Here is a 16,704-nt window from a genome sequence, read left to right on the forward strand (position 1 = left end):
CCCCTGCTCCCCTACTCTCCTACTCCCTCTTTTCTAGAGATATCAAATGGGTTGTATAGAGAAGGTAAGGAAAAAGGAAAAAAGATATTTCCCCAACTTTTACACCCTCCGATACTAACGGACATGATATAAATTATAATATCATGTCCGGATCAGAGCGTGATCAAAACACTTCTTTCTCCTGGTACATTCTTTTCTCCTGTCTCCTGTCTCCTGTCTCCTGACTCCTCCCTAATTATTTATAACTATTCAACCGGTCATGATATAACTTCAGACTTCAGTTGACTTCTTACTTTTGACTTCAACTGTATCCGTTCCTGCGGTCAAACTTTCCAGAGTAGCAGCTACATCAATACCAGCAGTTTGCTTTAACTCCTCAAAGAAAGCAGCCATTTTTGTGGCATTGCTCCCACCTTGAGAATTAATCACAGTCACATTATCCATATCTACCTCTGGCACAGTAGAAACCATAATCTTCAACAACTCCTCCAATTTCTGATACAGAAAAACCTCCCGTGCATTTGCACCAGCACCTTTCCAAGATTCCGCTAACTTACGAATACCCTCAGCTTGTGCCTTCCCTGGTTCCACAATAGCAGCAGCATCACCCTTCGCCCGAGCGATCGCTCGCTTACATTCGGCCTCCGCAGGGGCAACCACATCTGCCTGTAACTGTTGTTCAACCTGTTTGATTCGCTCCTTCTGTACTGCTACCTCAGCTTGAGTCCGCGCTACTTCTGAGCCGATATCTGCCTCAGCTTCAGCAACCACAGCTTGCCGTTTTGTCATCGCATCTTTAATCCGCCTTTCTGCCTCTGCACGAGCCATCTCGATCTCAGTTTCAATCTGTTTGAGAGAAGTATTTTTATGGTTTTGTGCCTCCCGGATAATTGATTCTGCCTGAGTTTGAGCTTCAGCAATGCGAGAATCTCGTACAAGTTCCGCCTGTTGTTTACGCCCGATAGAATCAAGATATGCTACTTCATCGGAAATATTCTGAATTTGCAGAGTATCTAATACCAAACCTAATTTTTCTAGATCATCTTCTGCTTCTTCTAGTAAGTTTTTGGCAAAAGCAATTTTATCCTCGTTCACCTGTTCTGGTGTTAGAGAAGCTAACACACCGCGCAAATTTCCTTCTAGAGTTTCTTGCGCTAATTTTTCAATTTCCTGGCGAGATTTTCCAAGCAACCGCTCGATCGCATTATGAATAGTAGGTTCCTCACCAGCAACTTTGATATTTGCTACACTTTCCACCGTCAGAGGAATACCACCTTTAGAATAAGCATTATTAACCTTGAGTTCAATAATCATATTACTCAAGTCCATGCGAAAAGCTTGTTCTAAGAGCGGGACGCGGATACTACTACCACCTTTAACCAGACGATACCCAACTTTTTTCTTAGTATCTCCAACACGGTGACGACTACCAGCAAAAATTAGGACTTCACTTGGTTGACAGATGTAATAAAGGTTCCGAATTACAAATACACCTGCACCAGTTCCTAGTCCGAAAACTCCTAGTAATGCTATTACTATTTCCATGATTTTTTGACTCCGTAATTTTAGTTGTTGATAGGGAATAGGGAATAGGGAAGACAAGAAAGAAAGAGGACAAGGTGAACAAGGTAACAAGCAAGAAAAAAGCAATTGTCATTACTAGATTAAATGCTTGCGTGATAGATAACTAAATTGTTATAAGTTTGAATTTGGAGGCGTTTGTGCTTCCTTGTCTACTTTTCCCCCAAGTCTACCAACTTTAACTCTATTTATAGTTTGCTTCCTTGTCTACTTTTCCTTACCGAAATAATTAATAATTAAACAATTAAATAATTAGATAATTCAGGTTTAAATCCTCCCCAATAAAGGGGAAAAAGCGGTTGTTAGCGGAGCTTCCCGTAGGGAGGGATGGATAGGTTACCGGCGCCATATCCAATCAACCAAGAGAAATAAATCTTTTCCTTCTTGGTCAATTCTCTCCCTTTTAGGGAGAGGTAATTATCCATTATCCATTATCCATTATCCATTATCCATTATCCATTAATGAACCTATTTCTCAGTCTGCAGAGATTCAACTTTTTTGCGATTCTGACTTCTGAGTTCTGTCATCCCTGTGACATCAACGCCAAGGGTTTGATTAACATTGTTAAGGAACTGACGGAAGATTTCAGGATAGGCATTTACCAAACTGGCGATCGACTTACCATCCCCACTATCAATAACTTTAACATTTTCTAGCTTAACTTGTCCTGGAACTTTAGCAGACTCCCGCAAAATCATGCTAATCTGCTGTAAGTAGAATAACTCGGCAGCATCCTTACCAGTTTCCTGCCAAACCAACGAAAGCATATCGTTAACTAAAGCTTCAGCTTGAGCATTTTCTGAGAGTGAAGCAGCATTTCCTTTAGCTAACAATTCTCTAGCTTGCCGTTGCGCGTCTGCAGGCAATACTTCATCTGCTTCCAGACGTAACCTTTCTAATTCGGCGCGGACTGTTTGCAATAATTGTTCTGCTCTCGCCCTAGCTTCTTTCCCTGCTGCTATAGTTCGTTCTTCTTCTGAACGTGCTTGCTGTTCCAATTCAGCTTTGATTTTGCGAAGTTCGTTTTCTTTCTGAACTATTAATGTAGCTGCCTGAGTTTTGGCAATTTCTGACTCTCGTTTGGACTCTGCTTCTATTTGCTCTGCTTCTGCTTTGGCGTTAGATTCGGCAATTTCTGCATCTCGGCGAATCATGGCAATTTGTTTGCGCCCAATGGAGTTTAGGTAGTCTACATCATCGGAAACACTTTGAATTTTCAGAATGTCGAGTTGCAGACCCAATTTAGCTAAGTCACGACTCACGTCTTCGGCAATACGTTCGGCAAATTGAAGACGGTCTTCGTTTAATTGTTCTGGGGTGAGGGTGGCCACAACTCCCCGGAGATTTCCCTCTAGGGTTTCTCTGGCAACACGGGTAATTTCTGAGCGATCGCGATCGAGAAATCTTTCTATGGCATTGCCTACCACTTTAGGATCATTAGAAACTTTAATATTAGCGATCGCTTGAATATTCAGCGGAGTACCGCCTTTGGAGTAGGCATTTCGTACTTCTACAGGAACCGGCATTGTTCGCAAGTCCATTGTTTTAGTTGTTTCCAGAATTGGAATCGGAATTGCTCTACCACCGAAAATTACGCGATAACCAACTGTTTGACCCTCTTTTGTGCGCCGTTTACGACCAGATAAAATTAGAATTTCATTAGGTTTACAAATTCGGATGAATGTATTGATAAACCAGATGAGTACTATCACTCCAAATATGGATAAAGCAACGGGTAAACCTGTATAAACTTCTTTTGTTAAACTATTAGTTTGGTTTGTTTCTAAAACTCTAGGAGTTTGTGCAATTTCTACTGTAGTTATTTCGGTTTTCCCAGGCTCAACAAATTGACTTTTCATTAGCTAAATTTCCTCATTACAAAGTTTGAAATCAATAGAGATATCCAAAAATAAAAAATGAAATCAATTCAAGATCTGAAATCAACAATTTCATTCCCTATTCCCTATTCCCTATTCCCTATTCCCTGACTTCTGCAAGAAGTCTAATTAATAGTTTGACAGAATACAATCTTATTCCTCGTTATGAAAAAATGATGGAGAAACTACCCACACCTGATTATTTTCCGTGCCTACAACAAATACTTTTTCTCCCTTAGTAAATTCTTTAGATTCTTCTGTGCGGGCAATTAGTTCAAGATTCAATCCCTTAATATATAGGCGTACTTTTCCCCTACTATAAACATCAAAAGGAATTTCTACAGTGCAAGGTAGACCCAAAAAATCTTGAGGACTAACCAAACTATTTATAACTTGTCGTTTGCGAAAAATCGACAACAACAATACTATTAACATCCCACTAAATATTCCCACTGCCACTGAGATATAAGCTAGTATTAAAATTTGATTTTTCATTGCTATCTATAATATAGGTAAAAAATCTTAAGATTTCTCCTCAGACGATTTAGCCATCCAATCTTCTGATACTACCCATACTCTATTATTTTCCACTCCTACTATAAACACTTTTTCTCCCTTAGTAAACTCCCTATTTTCTTCACTAAAAGCAATAAATTCTACCATAGATTCCTTAACATTTACTCGAATTTTGCCTTTACTATTTTTATTAAAAGGAATTTCGACTGTTCCCGAAAGACCTAGCAAATCATCACTACGTACCAAGCTATTAGCGGGACGATTTTTTAAGGTATGTAATACATAAGCCATGATTGTGCCACATAAAAGACCAACTATTATAGAAATAATAGCAATTATTGTTGGTGAAAGACTGGGAGAAAGATTGGATAATAAAACTCCAGTTAAGCCAAAAAAGCAACTGCCAAAAGTCCAAAATTTCAAGCTCAAAAATGGTAACCATAATCGCCGACGAGACTGATTATATATTGAGGTATTACCTTGTTTATTTCCTTGGTCAATTATTTCTAGGTCTGGCTCAAAGTCTTGGTCAAAGTCTACACCATCTAGGCCTGAAAATGCCGAAAGTGCCACAAATGCTCCACCAATAATTAAACAGAAAAGATAAGTTGATTCCATAAGTTGTCCTTCATAAATTTTTAGTACCTTCTTGTCTATTTATATTCTGACAAATTAGTCTTCCGATCGATACTATTTGTAAAAAAAATTTGTATTTTTTTAGGAAAGTGCCTGCTATATCATCAGCAATAATCTTAATTATTTTTAAAACTTTCTTTCGCCATTACTATTTAGAGACTGTTTGTAAAATAAATATTAAGGAACTTGTCTCATAACTAAATCTTAAAGTTTGAATAAGGTCAGGGATTGAAACCCGTCTACAGGTGCAGGGGTAAAAGTATTAATATTCCTAAAATTATAGTGAATTTATTTGTGAGAAATAATTGTTTTTTCACCTATTCCCTATTCCGAATTATATCAAATCTGGATAATTACTATACCCAAGTCATTGCGACTTACACTCCGTGGAAGGAAGCAATCTCCGTGCGCGTCTGAGATTGCTTCCTATCGTCGCAATGACCACTGTTCAACCGGATTTTATATTACAGCGGTTTAATGATGAATAAACCACAATGATACTGACTCTTCACTCCTAACTCTTGACTCCTGACTCCTAACTCCTAACTCCTGACTCCTGACTCCTGACTCCTGACTCCAAGATCATGAATTTAGTGGTCTACTCAACTGAAAAGCGCTGTAAGTGTTCCCTATTCCCTATCTTCATTTTTTATATTTCCTGATACATTCAATCTCTTATACCATTTCTCCATAAAGTTGCGCTTAATAAAAGATATAAAACTATCAGTAAAATTCAAGTTTGGGTAATAATTATTAAGGGCATTGTTACAGATAAATGATATTAGGACATTATTGAGTTTCTCAAATTTAGTCCGTGGTGCGAATTTAACTTCTGAATTCTGACTTCAGCTATACTTCACCAGTATAAGAATTACTATAGCAATACAAGATGCTGAAAATTAGGATTATAATCAGGCAAAATATCTATACTAGGTTGAGTTACTCGTAAAGTTAATGATAGTCGAACTTGACTACTGGTATTACATATAGACCGAGGAATAAGTTCATCTGTAAACATTACAAATTCACCAGGTTTGAGAACAACTGGTATGGCTTTTTCTGCTAATGTATTTGTAATTTTAAAGAAATTATTTCCACTAAAATGATCTTTCATTTTCACAGATAAATTATTGTCAATCTGACTATTAGGTATCAACTCAAAGCCATTAAATTCATTGACTTCAGTTAGGGCAATATAAACATGAATTGTTTGACCGACTCCAGAAATTAATTTGGGATAAGAGTCTCTATGCCACAACGGGATTAACTGTTTTGCTGGATAATTTACCCATAATTCAGAACGCCATAATACTAATTTTTTTCCTAAATATTCTTGCAATTTTTGCAGTAAATTCTCATCCTGACATAATTTCCATACTTCAGGGGAATCAAGATGTCTTTCCATGTGAAATTCTTGCTTCCAAATTTGAATTAATAATATAGCAATTCCCAAGAAGCGTGAGGTACAAAATTCCTTGGTTTTAGGGAACAGGGAACAGGGAACAGGGAATAGGGAATAGGGAATAGGAAACAGGGAATAGGAAATAGGAACAAATAAAGATAGGTGTACCTCACGATTGCTGAGAAACGCTATATAAAAGCAGAACCAATTTTGAGTTTAAACATCAAACTCAAAAACTTCAATAGTAGTAATTTACTGGGAGGTTTAGGTAAGACTTATTCAAAAATTGTTTGGCTAATATGACTGAGTTCGGTACGATCTAATTTGAGAGAGTAAAGACCATAAATTCCCCAAAAATTATCATAATTTGTAATAGGATTAATTATTTTTTTCTCGCATCCAGTCCAGAGCAAACTTTTTTCCCATAGTGTTTTAGCAAAGTCAATATCTGTTGCTATTTTTGGCAAAGGAATTTCCTGGCTTTGAGAGTCTAAAAATTTTCCAGTCACATCTTTTAGTTCATCGGATTGGGCACAAAATAATGTACTATTAGCACCTTTTTCTGGTGAAATACCTAAACCTAAATATTTACTCAAACCATAGAAAATAGTAATATTAGATTGTACAAATCCTGGATGAACTGCATTAACAGTCACATTTGTATTCTCTAGCTGCCTTGGGAGTTCATTTGTCAGAAGTAATAGACATAATTTAGAGACAGAGTAAAGTTCTAAAAAATTAATAGGTGTTTTTTTTACTAATAAATTCCAGGGAATAGCTTTTGGTTTTAATGCCAGATCGGAAGCCACCATAATAATTCTACTAGAGCCAGAAATCTTCAGTTTTTCAAGCAAAAGATAGGTTAATAGAAAATGACCTAAATAATTAGTTCCCCAAATTAATTCAAAACCTTCTTTAGTAATACCTTTGTGATTAAAAATGCCAGCATTATTAACTAAAATATGTAATGGAAGTTTTCTGGCTAAAAATAGATCGACAAATTGGCGCACTGAATTTAAAGAAGCTAGATTAAGGGGCAAAAATTCAACATTTGGATTTGCACTATTCTGACGAATATAATCTACAGCTTTCTCAGCTTTAATAAGAGAACGACAGGCAATAAATACATGACACCTTGCTTTTGCCAAACCAACAGCAGTCATTAAACCAACACCAGAATTACCACCTGTAACAATACATACTTTATCTTCTAATATCATGTCCGGATAATTAGTTATAAAAAAACTTTCTTCTTCTTCTCCTATTCTTCCTCTTCCTTCTTTACTTCCCTCCTGACTCCTGTACGGACGTTGCATAACAAAAATGCGTTTTCTTATAGGGAATGCTGCGCAAACATGTCGCGCAGCGTTAACGGAGTTGTGCTTTAGCTAAACGTCCCTACCTCCTGACTCCTCCGTAGTTATTTATTTATCACTGTTCAACCGGACATGATATAAATGTTGATTCATAGTTTTGATCCTACAAAATCTTACTTTTAACTTTTGACTTCCGTGAAACAGTATACCAAATAGACACGGGGACGCGGAGATGGAGGCTTTTAATTTCTGATTAAAAGTTGACTTTTCACCATTTTACCATTTTAGTCAAAGCAAAAGGGACGCTTATTGACTAAAAAAAAAGCTTACTATTCCCTATTCTCTATTCCCTGACGAATGCAAGAAGTCTAATATTGATGACAGCGTTCCAGATAAATCTGGGCAACCCGATCGCCTTGATAATACTCTAAGCATTCTTGAAATAAACCCCCTGCTTCTTCAAATAACTGTTGATGAAATAACAAGACTGCCCTTTCAAACTTTTCTTTGGTCGTTATTTTCGCATCCCGTAATTCTGTCGAGTCCGCCGAAAATACTTCAAATAAAGCAACTGATTTCGTTTTTCCTTTAGCTTTGACTTGAGCAATAAATCGCAAATCGTATTTTAAGGGATCATTTAAGTGTGCCAAGGTTTTATCAGTAATTAAAAGGGAAACTCCATAGGTTTTGGTTAACCCTTCCACTCTAGACGAGAGGTTCACCGCATCTCCGATCGCCGTTCCATCCATACGCCCAAACCCGCCGACAGTACCTAACATTAATACTCCTGTATGTAAACCCACACCAATACGCAAAGGTTTAAGATGATTTTCTTGCCGAGATAAATTATATTTCTTCAATTCTTGCAACATAGCGATCGCGCCTTGCACTGCGTCATCAGCAGAATTAGCAAACAAAGCCATAATAGCATCACCAATATATTTATCAATAAACCCCCCATGAGCTTGAATTTGGGGTTCCATATAACCAAGATATTCATTAATAAAAGCAAAGTTTTCCGCAGGAGTCATCTTTTCGGAGATAGTAGTAAAATCGCGAATATCGGAGAATAAAACCGTCATTTTTCGTTCCACTTGATCTCCTAGTTGCACATCCACAATGCTGTTTTTGTCTAAAAAACTGAGAAACTGAGCCGGAACAAAACGCTCATAAGCTTGATTTAATTTAGTTATATTATTATACAGTCGGGCATTTTCTAATGAAATAGCTGCTTGAGAAGCAAGAGTTCGTAACAGTGCCATCCGTTCTCTGGTAAAAGCTCCAGTAGTCAAGTTATTTTCTAGATAAATAATACCCTGAAGTTTACCTTGATTGATTAAAGGAGTGCAAGCAATAGACTGACATTGATATTGTTGAATGTAGGGATCGTCAGTAAAATTACCTTCACAAGTAGCATTGTTCAAAACAATAGTTTTACGAGTACGGGCAACATAATAGACAATTTTTGACGCTACCATTTGAAATTCAGACACAGGAATAGACTGCAATACTGAAATTTGATCTGAGTTTTCCTCCTTCGTTGCTTCAATAAACAAACCTTCCCCATGAACCAAAATTAATATTCCTCGTTGCGCTCCTGCATTTTCAATGAGAATATCCATTAAAGTTGCCAGCAATTTTTCCAAAACAATCTCACTAGAAATGGCAGTCGTAGATTTAATCACTGTAGCTAAATCTAAAAATTCAGTATCATTAGAAGTGCTTGTACCCTGAAACGATGTTGTCCTATCTGTTTTGCTCTTGGAAGTTTTCAACAATTGAGGATAGTTTTTTTCCAGGTGTTTGACTTTTGCTATTGCTCCCCATTGACTATAGCAGTAATGTGCTTCCATCATGTAAACGGAAGCAATTTTTTCCTGCTGCCAGTCAAGATAAAATTTCGCTGCTAGTTCATTTGCTAAAGCTTCTTCTTGAATATACTCATTACTCCTAGACCCTGATATCGCCTTGTTATATAGCTCAATTGCTTCGGCTTTTTTGCCTAAGATGCGACATTTTTCAGCTTCTACTAAATCAACTTTATGTTGATAATTCATCGGAGCATACTTTGCCCATTGCTGTTGCAGTTCCCTTTGATTTTCTGCCACTCGTTCCATCACCTCTGAAATTTCGTTTTTGTCATCACTCAAACTTGCTAAAGCTATCAAAGAATCATAAAAATAAAACAATGGTTGATTTATAAATCCTTGACAAGTAAGCATATACCCCTTAATTTCTTCTAGATAGTTTTGAATAGATTCAATTTCCTCAAACAGATAACACAGCATCATCTTATATAAGTAAAAAAATGATAACCCAAGGAAGTCATTAACAGAGAACATTTGAGAGATAAATTCGGCTTCTTGCTCTGCATTTCCAGATAAAATAGTTGGATATTTAGCAATTCCTAGTAAATTTAATGTTGACTGCCAACAACTGCGACACCAATTGGATGCTGCCAATTGATTCAATTGTATTAACCCATTAAAGTAATTATGAGCTGTCTGTTCCAAGGTAGCCAGAGGTTGACTGCACCAAAAAGAGTGCAAACAAAAAGCATGAGCATTGTAGCCTGCCAATTCTAAGTTTCCCACTTCTAAACTTATTCCATATCCTTCTTGCAAGGAAGAGAGGGCTTCTCTCATGTGGGACTTACGATGCAGGAGAAAGAACATCAGTGTATTTATTACAAATGGCTTCACCACTTTCAAATCCAGTTTGGACGCTACCTGTAGTGCTAGTTGACCAAACTTGAGCGCAACATCAATATCTTGCAAGACATTACAAGCAACGATACTATAGCAAGAATAAGTAACAGCAGAACCCTCAGTATTTCCATATTGAATAGACAGCTTGAGTGATAAAGCAACCAATAATGGAAATAACAAAGCCCCAGACTGGTAAGCAGATGACATAATGCTACTGGCAATTTTCACAATAGCAATTTTTTCTCTATCCTTCATTATTGGCAGATTAACGAAATTTTCTATTTCTCGATTGCCGATCAATATTTCTATCTCCGACAGTGCCTGTTGAACATCATTCTGTGTAGGTGTTTCCGGAAAACTTACACCTAATTGTCCTAAAAATTGTTTAGCAGTAGCAATAGCTTCCGTCAATAAATTTCTAGCACTATATGATTGTAGTTGAATTCGATAAACATTCATCTGTTCTAGTAAAGAGCGAGTATTGGCAATCACTATCTCAATTAACTCTTCCATCACCTCAAATTTACCACCCAGAAAAGCCAATTCCGCCCCTAATTCATAGAATTCTAAAGTCAGATCATATTGTTGCAACCAAGCATTTTCTCCCAACAAATCCAACCCTATGCTGGCATATTCACGAGCTGTTTGATAAGCATTAGCATCTTTAGCTTTGCGACAGGCAACCAAGTTAAGTTTAGCTAATTCATTTCGCTCGGTTTGCCCTTTTATTAAAGTTGTTCCATAGTTGAGTTGGTTGACAAGTTCAAAAATCCGTTCTTCTTTGGTTTCTGGGGGTATCTTTTGTAAAAGTAGTTGTCCTATCTGATAATGAGTATTGTTTTTTTCTTCATCAGGAATTAGAGCATAAGCAGCTTGCTGAATGCGATCGTGACTAAATTTAAAAGATTGAATCAGAAGATTTTCATCTAATTCTGACTGGGATAAAATTAAATTGCGCTCTAGAGCAATTTTTAACAAATGAAAAGTTTCTGGGGCAGAATTTTTGACTACCAAAGTGAGAGTTTTTAAGTCAAATTCTGCTCCTAAACAAGCAGCAAGAGATAAAACTTCTTGGCTTGGTAATGGTAATTTTTGTAGCTTACTCACCATCAATTCCACAACATTATCTGTTAACCCCCTAGCCTTTATAACTTCTATGTTCCATTCCCAAACCCTTAATTTATGATTAAAATTTAGTAATTTTTCGCTATATAATCCCTGTAAAAATTCATTAACAAAGAAAGGATTTCCTCCCGTTTTTTCTCTCACCAACCAAGCTAAGTCGCAAACTTTTTCTGGATTATGCTTCAAGGTATCGCCGCTCAGACAAGCAATTTGATATACAGGTAATTTTTTCAACTTAATTTTGTTAATTCCTGCCTTGTTTTGCTTGAGCTTTTTGAGAGAAATAGTCAAAGGATGACTTGCTGAAACTTCATTATCACGGTAAGCTCCTAAGAGTAAAAGATATTTGGTTTTTCCTACTAATAATAGCCGTTCAATCAATGTCAAAGTTGCTAAATCTGCCCATTGTAAGTCATCAATAAATAGAGTCAATGGATGCTCGTAATCGCAGAAACAACTAATAAAATCACCAAAAACCAGATTAAAACGATTTTGCGCTTCAGTTGCTCCTAATGCAACAACAGGAGGTTGTTTGCCAATAATTAATTCGACTTCGGGAATCACATCAATAATTACTTGTCCGTTATTTCCTAATGCTGCCAATAATTTTTTTCGCCATACCTTTAATGTAGCTTTACTTTCTCCCAATAAATACTCAATCAACCCCCGAAAAGCGGAGACTATTGCTGAATAAGGAATATTCCTTTGAAATTGGTCAAATTTCCCGGAGATAAAATAACCCCGACGTTCGGCGATCGGTTTGAAAAGTTCTTGCACCAGGGATGATTTACCAATACCAGAATAACCTTTGACTAATATCATTTCCACTTTTCCTGTTTCCACCACTCTCTTAAATGCTTCCACTAAAGTTCCGATTTCTTTTTCCCTACCATAGAGTTTTTGGGGAATTTGGAAGCGATCGGAAAGATCCTGTTCACCTAATGGGAAGAAATTAATGTTTCCTGTTTCTTCTAGTTGTCGGCGACATTCCTCTAAATCTGCTTTTAATCCATAAGCACTTTGATAGCGATCCTCAGCATTTTTGGCCATCAATTTCATCACAATATCTCCCAGCACTGAGGGAATTTGTTTCTGCGCTTCTTGTGCTTTACTAATAATTGCAGGAGGTGGTTTAGCAATGTGGGAATGAACTAACTCCAAAGGGTCTGAACTTTCAAAGGGCAATTTTCCTGTTAACATTTCATAGAAAGTTACTCCCAAAGAATAAAAATCTGAGCGATAATCCAAACCTCGATTCATTCTTCCTGTTTGTTCTGGGGAAATGTAAAGTAGAGTACCTTCTAATACATTAGGATTTTTTAGGGTTGGGTTTTCTCGACTAAGTTGAGTAGCAATACCAAAATCAATAATTTTAAGTTCTTTAGTTTTAGGATTAAAAACAATATTGTCGGGATTAATATCTTTATGAATAACATTTTGAGTATGGATTTGTCCTATAATTTTGGTAATTGGGATCGCCAGGACTAAAAATTCTAAGGGGGATAAAATTTGACGCTCCTTTAACCATTGTTTTAAGGATATTCCCCCAAAGTCTTCAAAAGCGATCGCATAGCTTCTTTGCCATTCTTCTAAACTATAAGCTTTGATAATACCAGAAGATTCTAATTGGCAAGTCAGATAATATTCCTGTTTGTAGCGTCGAATTTGCTCCGGGGTTGGATACTCTTGGTTAAGAAATTTGAGGATAACCAACCTGTTATCCTTTAGTTTTCGAGCGCGATACACTTGTGAGTTCGCACTCTCATGAATTTGAGTTAAATCTGTGTATCCAGCAAGAATTACCATAAAATCTGAGAAAAAATTAGGCACTCTATTCATTTTAATGCAGTGGAGTTAATTCAGAAATAACTCTCAAGTTAAACAAATTTTGAAAATTAATATTTTTTTCAACTCAAAGTTGACTGTTTTTGCATACATTAAAAATGCTGAAATCTCTGTGATTAATGTCACAAAAAACAAATGTCAATAAATGTAAGTATTCATAAGTATTCAGCGGTCAGCTAGCCTCTTGCCTCCTTTCCTGGGGAATGCTGCGCAACATGAATGCGCAGCGTTTTCCTACGGAACATGAAAAGCGGAGCTTTGGGTCAGCAAAACGCTTTTCATGTCGCGTAGCCTTGCCGGATCTGAGCCGAAAAGCGTTAACGCGCGTTGTGCGCTAGCTAAACAGCTATCAGCTTTATTACCTTTACAGCGCTTTTCTTTCTTGATGAACCACATCGTCACAACCAAAACCCCGTAGGGACGTTCCATGGAACGTCCCTACTCTGGTCTACTGAAATGAAAACTGCTGTAAAATAGGAAAAAGCAATTGAGAGGTTTCAAAGAATTAAAAGTATGAGTCATTTCAGTTATCAGTTATAGCGCTGTGTTCCGGCAACAGGCAATAGGCACTCTTGCTACAGGGGGAATAAAAAACTGATAATATAAGACTTTTAGCTAAGGGAATAGGGAATAGGGAATAGGTATGGGGGTCCGAAGAAATCAAGACAAGTATTGGTGCGACTCGTTCCTATTAGGAGTCTCTGGAAACCAGAGGGTTATGAATAGGGTTCAACGAGGCCACAAAAAGAAGAGCCTGTATAGCTCACAGCTACACGAGGCCACCAAAGAAGAGCCTGTTGAATAACTGAGTTACGGATGTGAGTGAAAGTCTCACCCGCTGAGGGAAAGCGGACTCCCGACCTGGCCACACCGAGCTAGACTTACCACGCTTCAGAGTGAAGCTGGCCTTTACTGCCCCAATCAGAGCGTATAGTGATAGGCACACTGGGGGTAATGGGGAGACGGCATGGGTACATTACGGAATATCCTGAAAAAGCGTCTTATTTCTCGGCATGGAGTCACTTGATAAACTCCTGACCGCACACGATTATCCCCGCGTCAAGACAATACATTAGACGCATCCCTGGGGATCGTGTAGGCGAATTGGACAGCCCTAAACCGTCATAACAATCTGTGATTCGGAACGAGGAAAAACGTTGAGAGAGTCTCTAGAAAGGTCGAATAAGAGAGTAGGTGGGAAAGCACGGAAATCTCTCCAACGGGTAGGATGCAAGCGCAAATTGCTTGCAGGGTAATCAGCGTAGTGAAATAAGTCAAGAGAGTACGCTTAGGCACATGAGTAATCATAGTGAAGTCTGGAGCAACCAAAACTGGAAGAAATTCCAGAAAAATCTGTTCCGCCTCCAAAAACGAATCTACTTGCGCCATGCAGAAGGTCGATACTCGTAAAGTATTAAGTCTTCAACGCCTGGTGCTGAAATCCCATGCTGCAAGGATGCTAGCTGTAAGACAAGTCTCTGAGCTTAATTCTGGGATATTACTTGTGGGGTCGATGGACAAAAATCCTTAAACTTCAAGCAAAGGCTTAACCTAGCTCAAAAGCTAAAAGAAGCAAACCACTGGGAACATGAAGGATTAAGGGAAGTTAAAATCCCCAAGAAAAATGGGAAAATCCGAACACTAAAAATCCCAACCATCGCAGACAGGGCATGGCAATGTCTTGTTAAATATGCCTTAGAACCCGCCCACGAGGTAACATTCCACGCCCGAAGTTATGGCTTTAGACCCGGAAGAGGCGCGCAAGACGCACAAAAATACGTCTTTGATAACCTTAGAAGCAAGGTAAGTGGTCATAACAAAAGGGTAATCGAGCTAGACATTGAAAAATGTTTCGATAGAATTAACCACAAGGCGATTATGACTAATGTGATTGCCCCCCAACAAATAAAAATTGGGTTGTGGAGATGCTTAAAGGCAGGGGTATCACCGGAGTTTCCAGAACAAGGTACACCCCAAGGTGGTGTAGTATCACCACTACTAGCTAACATAGCATTAAACGGTATAGAGGATATCCACCCATCAGTAAGATATGCCGATGACATGGTGTTCTTCTTAAAACCAAGAGATAACGCTGAGAAGATTTTAGAAAGAATACAGCAGTTCCTGGCAAAGCGTGGGATGAATATATCAGCAGAGAAGACAAAAATAACGCGGGCAACGGCAGGCTTTGACTTCTTGGGATGGCACTTTAAAGTGCAAGAAAACGGGAAGTTTCGATGCACTCCCTCAGAGGAAAACTACGAAAAACTCCGCAAGAAAGCCAAAGCCATAGTCAACAACTCTGCATTAGCCACTACCGCCAAAGCGAAAAAGCTAAGTCCCATTATCAGGGGTTGGAGAAAGTACCACCGTTATTGCAAGATGGACGGGTCAAGGTTTAGTCTATGGCACTTAAGCTATGCAACCTTTAAAATGTTCCTCAAGGACAAGAACAAAGGTAAAAACGAAGCCACTAAACTCGCAAATCAAGCATTCCCGGCGGTCCCGTACTCCGAAAACAAGTTTGTTATGGTCAAAGGGAAAAAATCTCCCTATGATGGTGACTTGCTTTACTGGAGTCAAAGAAATTCCAGCCTATATAATGGACACACAACAAAAGCGTTAAAACGGCAAGGCTACAAATGTGGTCACTGCGGACACTACCTGGACGGAAACGAAAAGGTACATCTGCATCACATCGATGGCAACCACGACAATTGGAAACCTAAGAATCTCTTAGCAGTACATGAGTCATGCCACGATTATATCCACATGGGCAAAAGACCAAAAGTCTAAGATTATCTAGGAGCCGTGATGCGGTGAAAGTCGCACGTCCGGTTCTGAAGGAGAGGTGCGAGGGGTAATACCCTCCATCGACTCTAACAAGAGTTAAAATAAAGGGAATATATATACCTTTCCACCTCTATATCTAGAAAATTTCAATCTTTTGAAGTACCTTTTACTTTTAGATTTTAGTCACTCAACAACTCTCTTAAGACTTATTTTACAAACAGTTTCTTAGTCGTACAAAGTGTTTATAGATCAGTATAACAAAAGGAAATCTTTCAAAATATCCCCTTTCTCTTGGGGAAAAACCTTTTGAAAAAATTTTAGTATCAAGAATAACCGTATTAAATCTTTTTATTTGTATAAAATAATTTATATAACTAGAAATAAATATTTACTGAAACCTCTAGAAATTAGTAATCAATTTAACTAAACTAAAAAGTAGGAAAATTATATAGCGTTTCTCAAAAAGCTTGAGGTACAGTTATTTTTCTTCTTTATCTATTCCTATGGAGCGAGAATTACTACTCCCTGTTCCCAGTTAAGTGTTCCCTAAAACCAAAGAATTTTGTACCTCACGAATATGGGAATTGCTATATTTTTATATTATATTAATGTAAGTATTTCATAAATTTGGGCTACTATCTGGTATAGTAGGTAACAGAGAGCGGTGCAACCCCGCGGGGCACGCAAGACGCAAGCGGTGCGACTCCGCGATGACGTTTCGCTGCGCCACATGAAAAGCGAAGCATTCCGCAGGAAAGCCCCTCTGCCCATAGGCAAGTCGCAAGCGGGGATGGATGAGTTATATGAAATCCGGTAGCATCGGTGTAATATAGAATCCGGGTAATTAGTTATCGTATTACTGAGGAGTAATGAGTAATGAGTAATGAGTAAGGAGTTAGGAGTT

Annotated in this window: 9 protein-coding genes; 2 read left to right on the forward strand and 7 right to left on the reverse strand. The window is 38.0% G+C overall.

Annotated elements, in window-relative coordinates; genetic code table 11:
• Positions 1-270 precede the first annotated feature (270 nt).
• The 7 genes from F6K40_RS11730 to F6K40_RS11760 form a co-directional block, all read right to left on the reverse strand.
• The gene (locus F6K40_RS11730; RefSeq protein ID WP_293135833.1) at positions 271-1,545 is read right to left on the reverse strand and encodes a flotillin family protein; all 1,275 of its coding nucleotides are present in this window, start codon (positions 1,543-1,545) and stop codon (positions 271-273) included.
• A gap of 504 nt (positions 1,546-2,049) precedes the next feature.
• The gene (locus F6K40_RS11735; RefSeq protein WP_293135836.1) at positions 2,050-3,441 is read right to left on the reverse strand and encodes a flotillin family protein; all 1,392 of its coding nucleotides are present in this window, start codon (positions 3,439-3,441) and stop codon (positions 2,050-2,052) included.
• A 171-nt stretch (positions 3,442-3,612) separates the two neighbouring features.
• Positions 3,613-3,954: an NfeD-like protein gene (locus tag F6K40_RS11740; protein ID WP_293135839.1), complete on the reverse strand. Its 342-nt coding sequence runs from the start codon at positions 3,952-3,954 to the stop codon at positions 3,613-3,615.
• A 27-nt stretch (positions 3,955-3,981) separates the two neighbouring features.
• Positions 3,982-4,593, reverse strand: a complete 612-nt coding sequence (locus F6K40_RS11745; RefSeq protein WP_293135842.1) for an NfeD family protein — start codon at positions 4,591-4,593, stop codon at positions 3,982-3,984.
• 892 nt (positions 4,594-5,485) lie between these two features.
• Entirely contained in the window at positions 5,486-6,016 is a 531-nt protein-coding gene (locus F6K40_RS11750; RefSeq protein ID WP_293135845.1) for a phytanoyl-CoA dioxygenase family protein, read from the reverse strand.
• Between the two features lie 272 nt (positions 6,017-6,288).
• The gene (locus tag F6K40_RS11755; RefSeq protein WP_293135848.1) at positions 6,289-7,329 is read right to left on the reverse strand and encodes an SDR family NAD(P)-dependent oxidoreductase; all 1,041 of its coding nucleotides are present in this window, start codon (positions 7,327-7,329) and stop codon (positions 6,289-6,291) included.
• A gap of 368 nt (positions 7,330-7,697) precedes the next feature.
• The gene (locus F6K40_RS11760; protein ID WP_293135851.1) at positions 7,698-13,001 is read right to left on the reverse strand and encodes an AAA family ATPase; all 5,304 of its coding nucleotides are present in this window, start codon (positions 12,999-13,001) and stop codon (positions 7,698-7,700) included.
• A gap of 1,393 nt (positions 13,002-14,394) precedes the next feature.
• On the opposite strand from F6K40_RS11760, the gene F6K40_RS11765 reads away from it, so the two are divergent.
• Positions 14,395-14,538, forward strand: coding sequence for a reverse transcriptase N-terminal domain-containing protein (locus tag F6K40_RS11765; protein ID WP_293135857.1), 144 nt, complete (start codon positions 14,395-14,397; stop codon positions 14,536-14,538).
• A gap of 80 nt (positions 14,539-14,618) precedes the next feature.
• Positions 14,619-15,803, forward strand: a complete 1,185-nt coding sequence (locus F6K40_RS11770) for a group II intron reverse transcriptase (RefSeq protein ID WP_483143767.1) — start codon at positions 14,619-14,621, stop codon at positions 15,801-15,803.
• Positions 15,804-16,704 lie beyond the last annotated feature (901 nt).

The organism is Okeania sp. SIO3I5 (genome assembly GCF_010672085.1).
GTDB lineage: Bacteria > Cyanobacteriota > Cyanobacteriia > Cyanobacteriales > Microcoleaceae > Trichodesmium.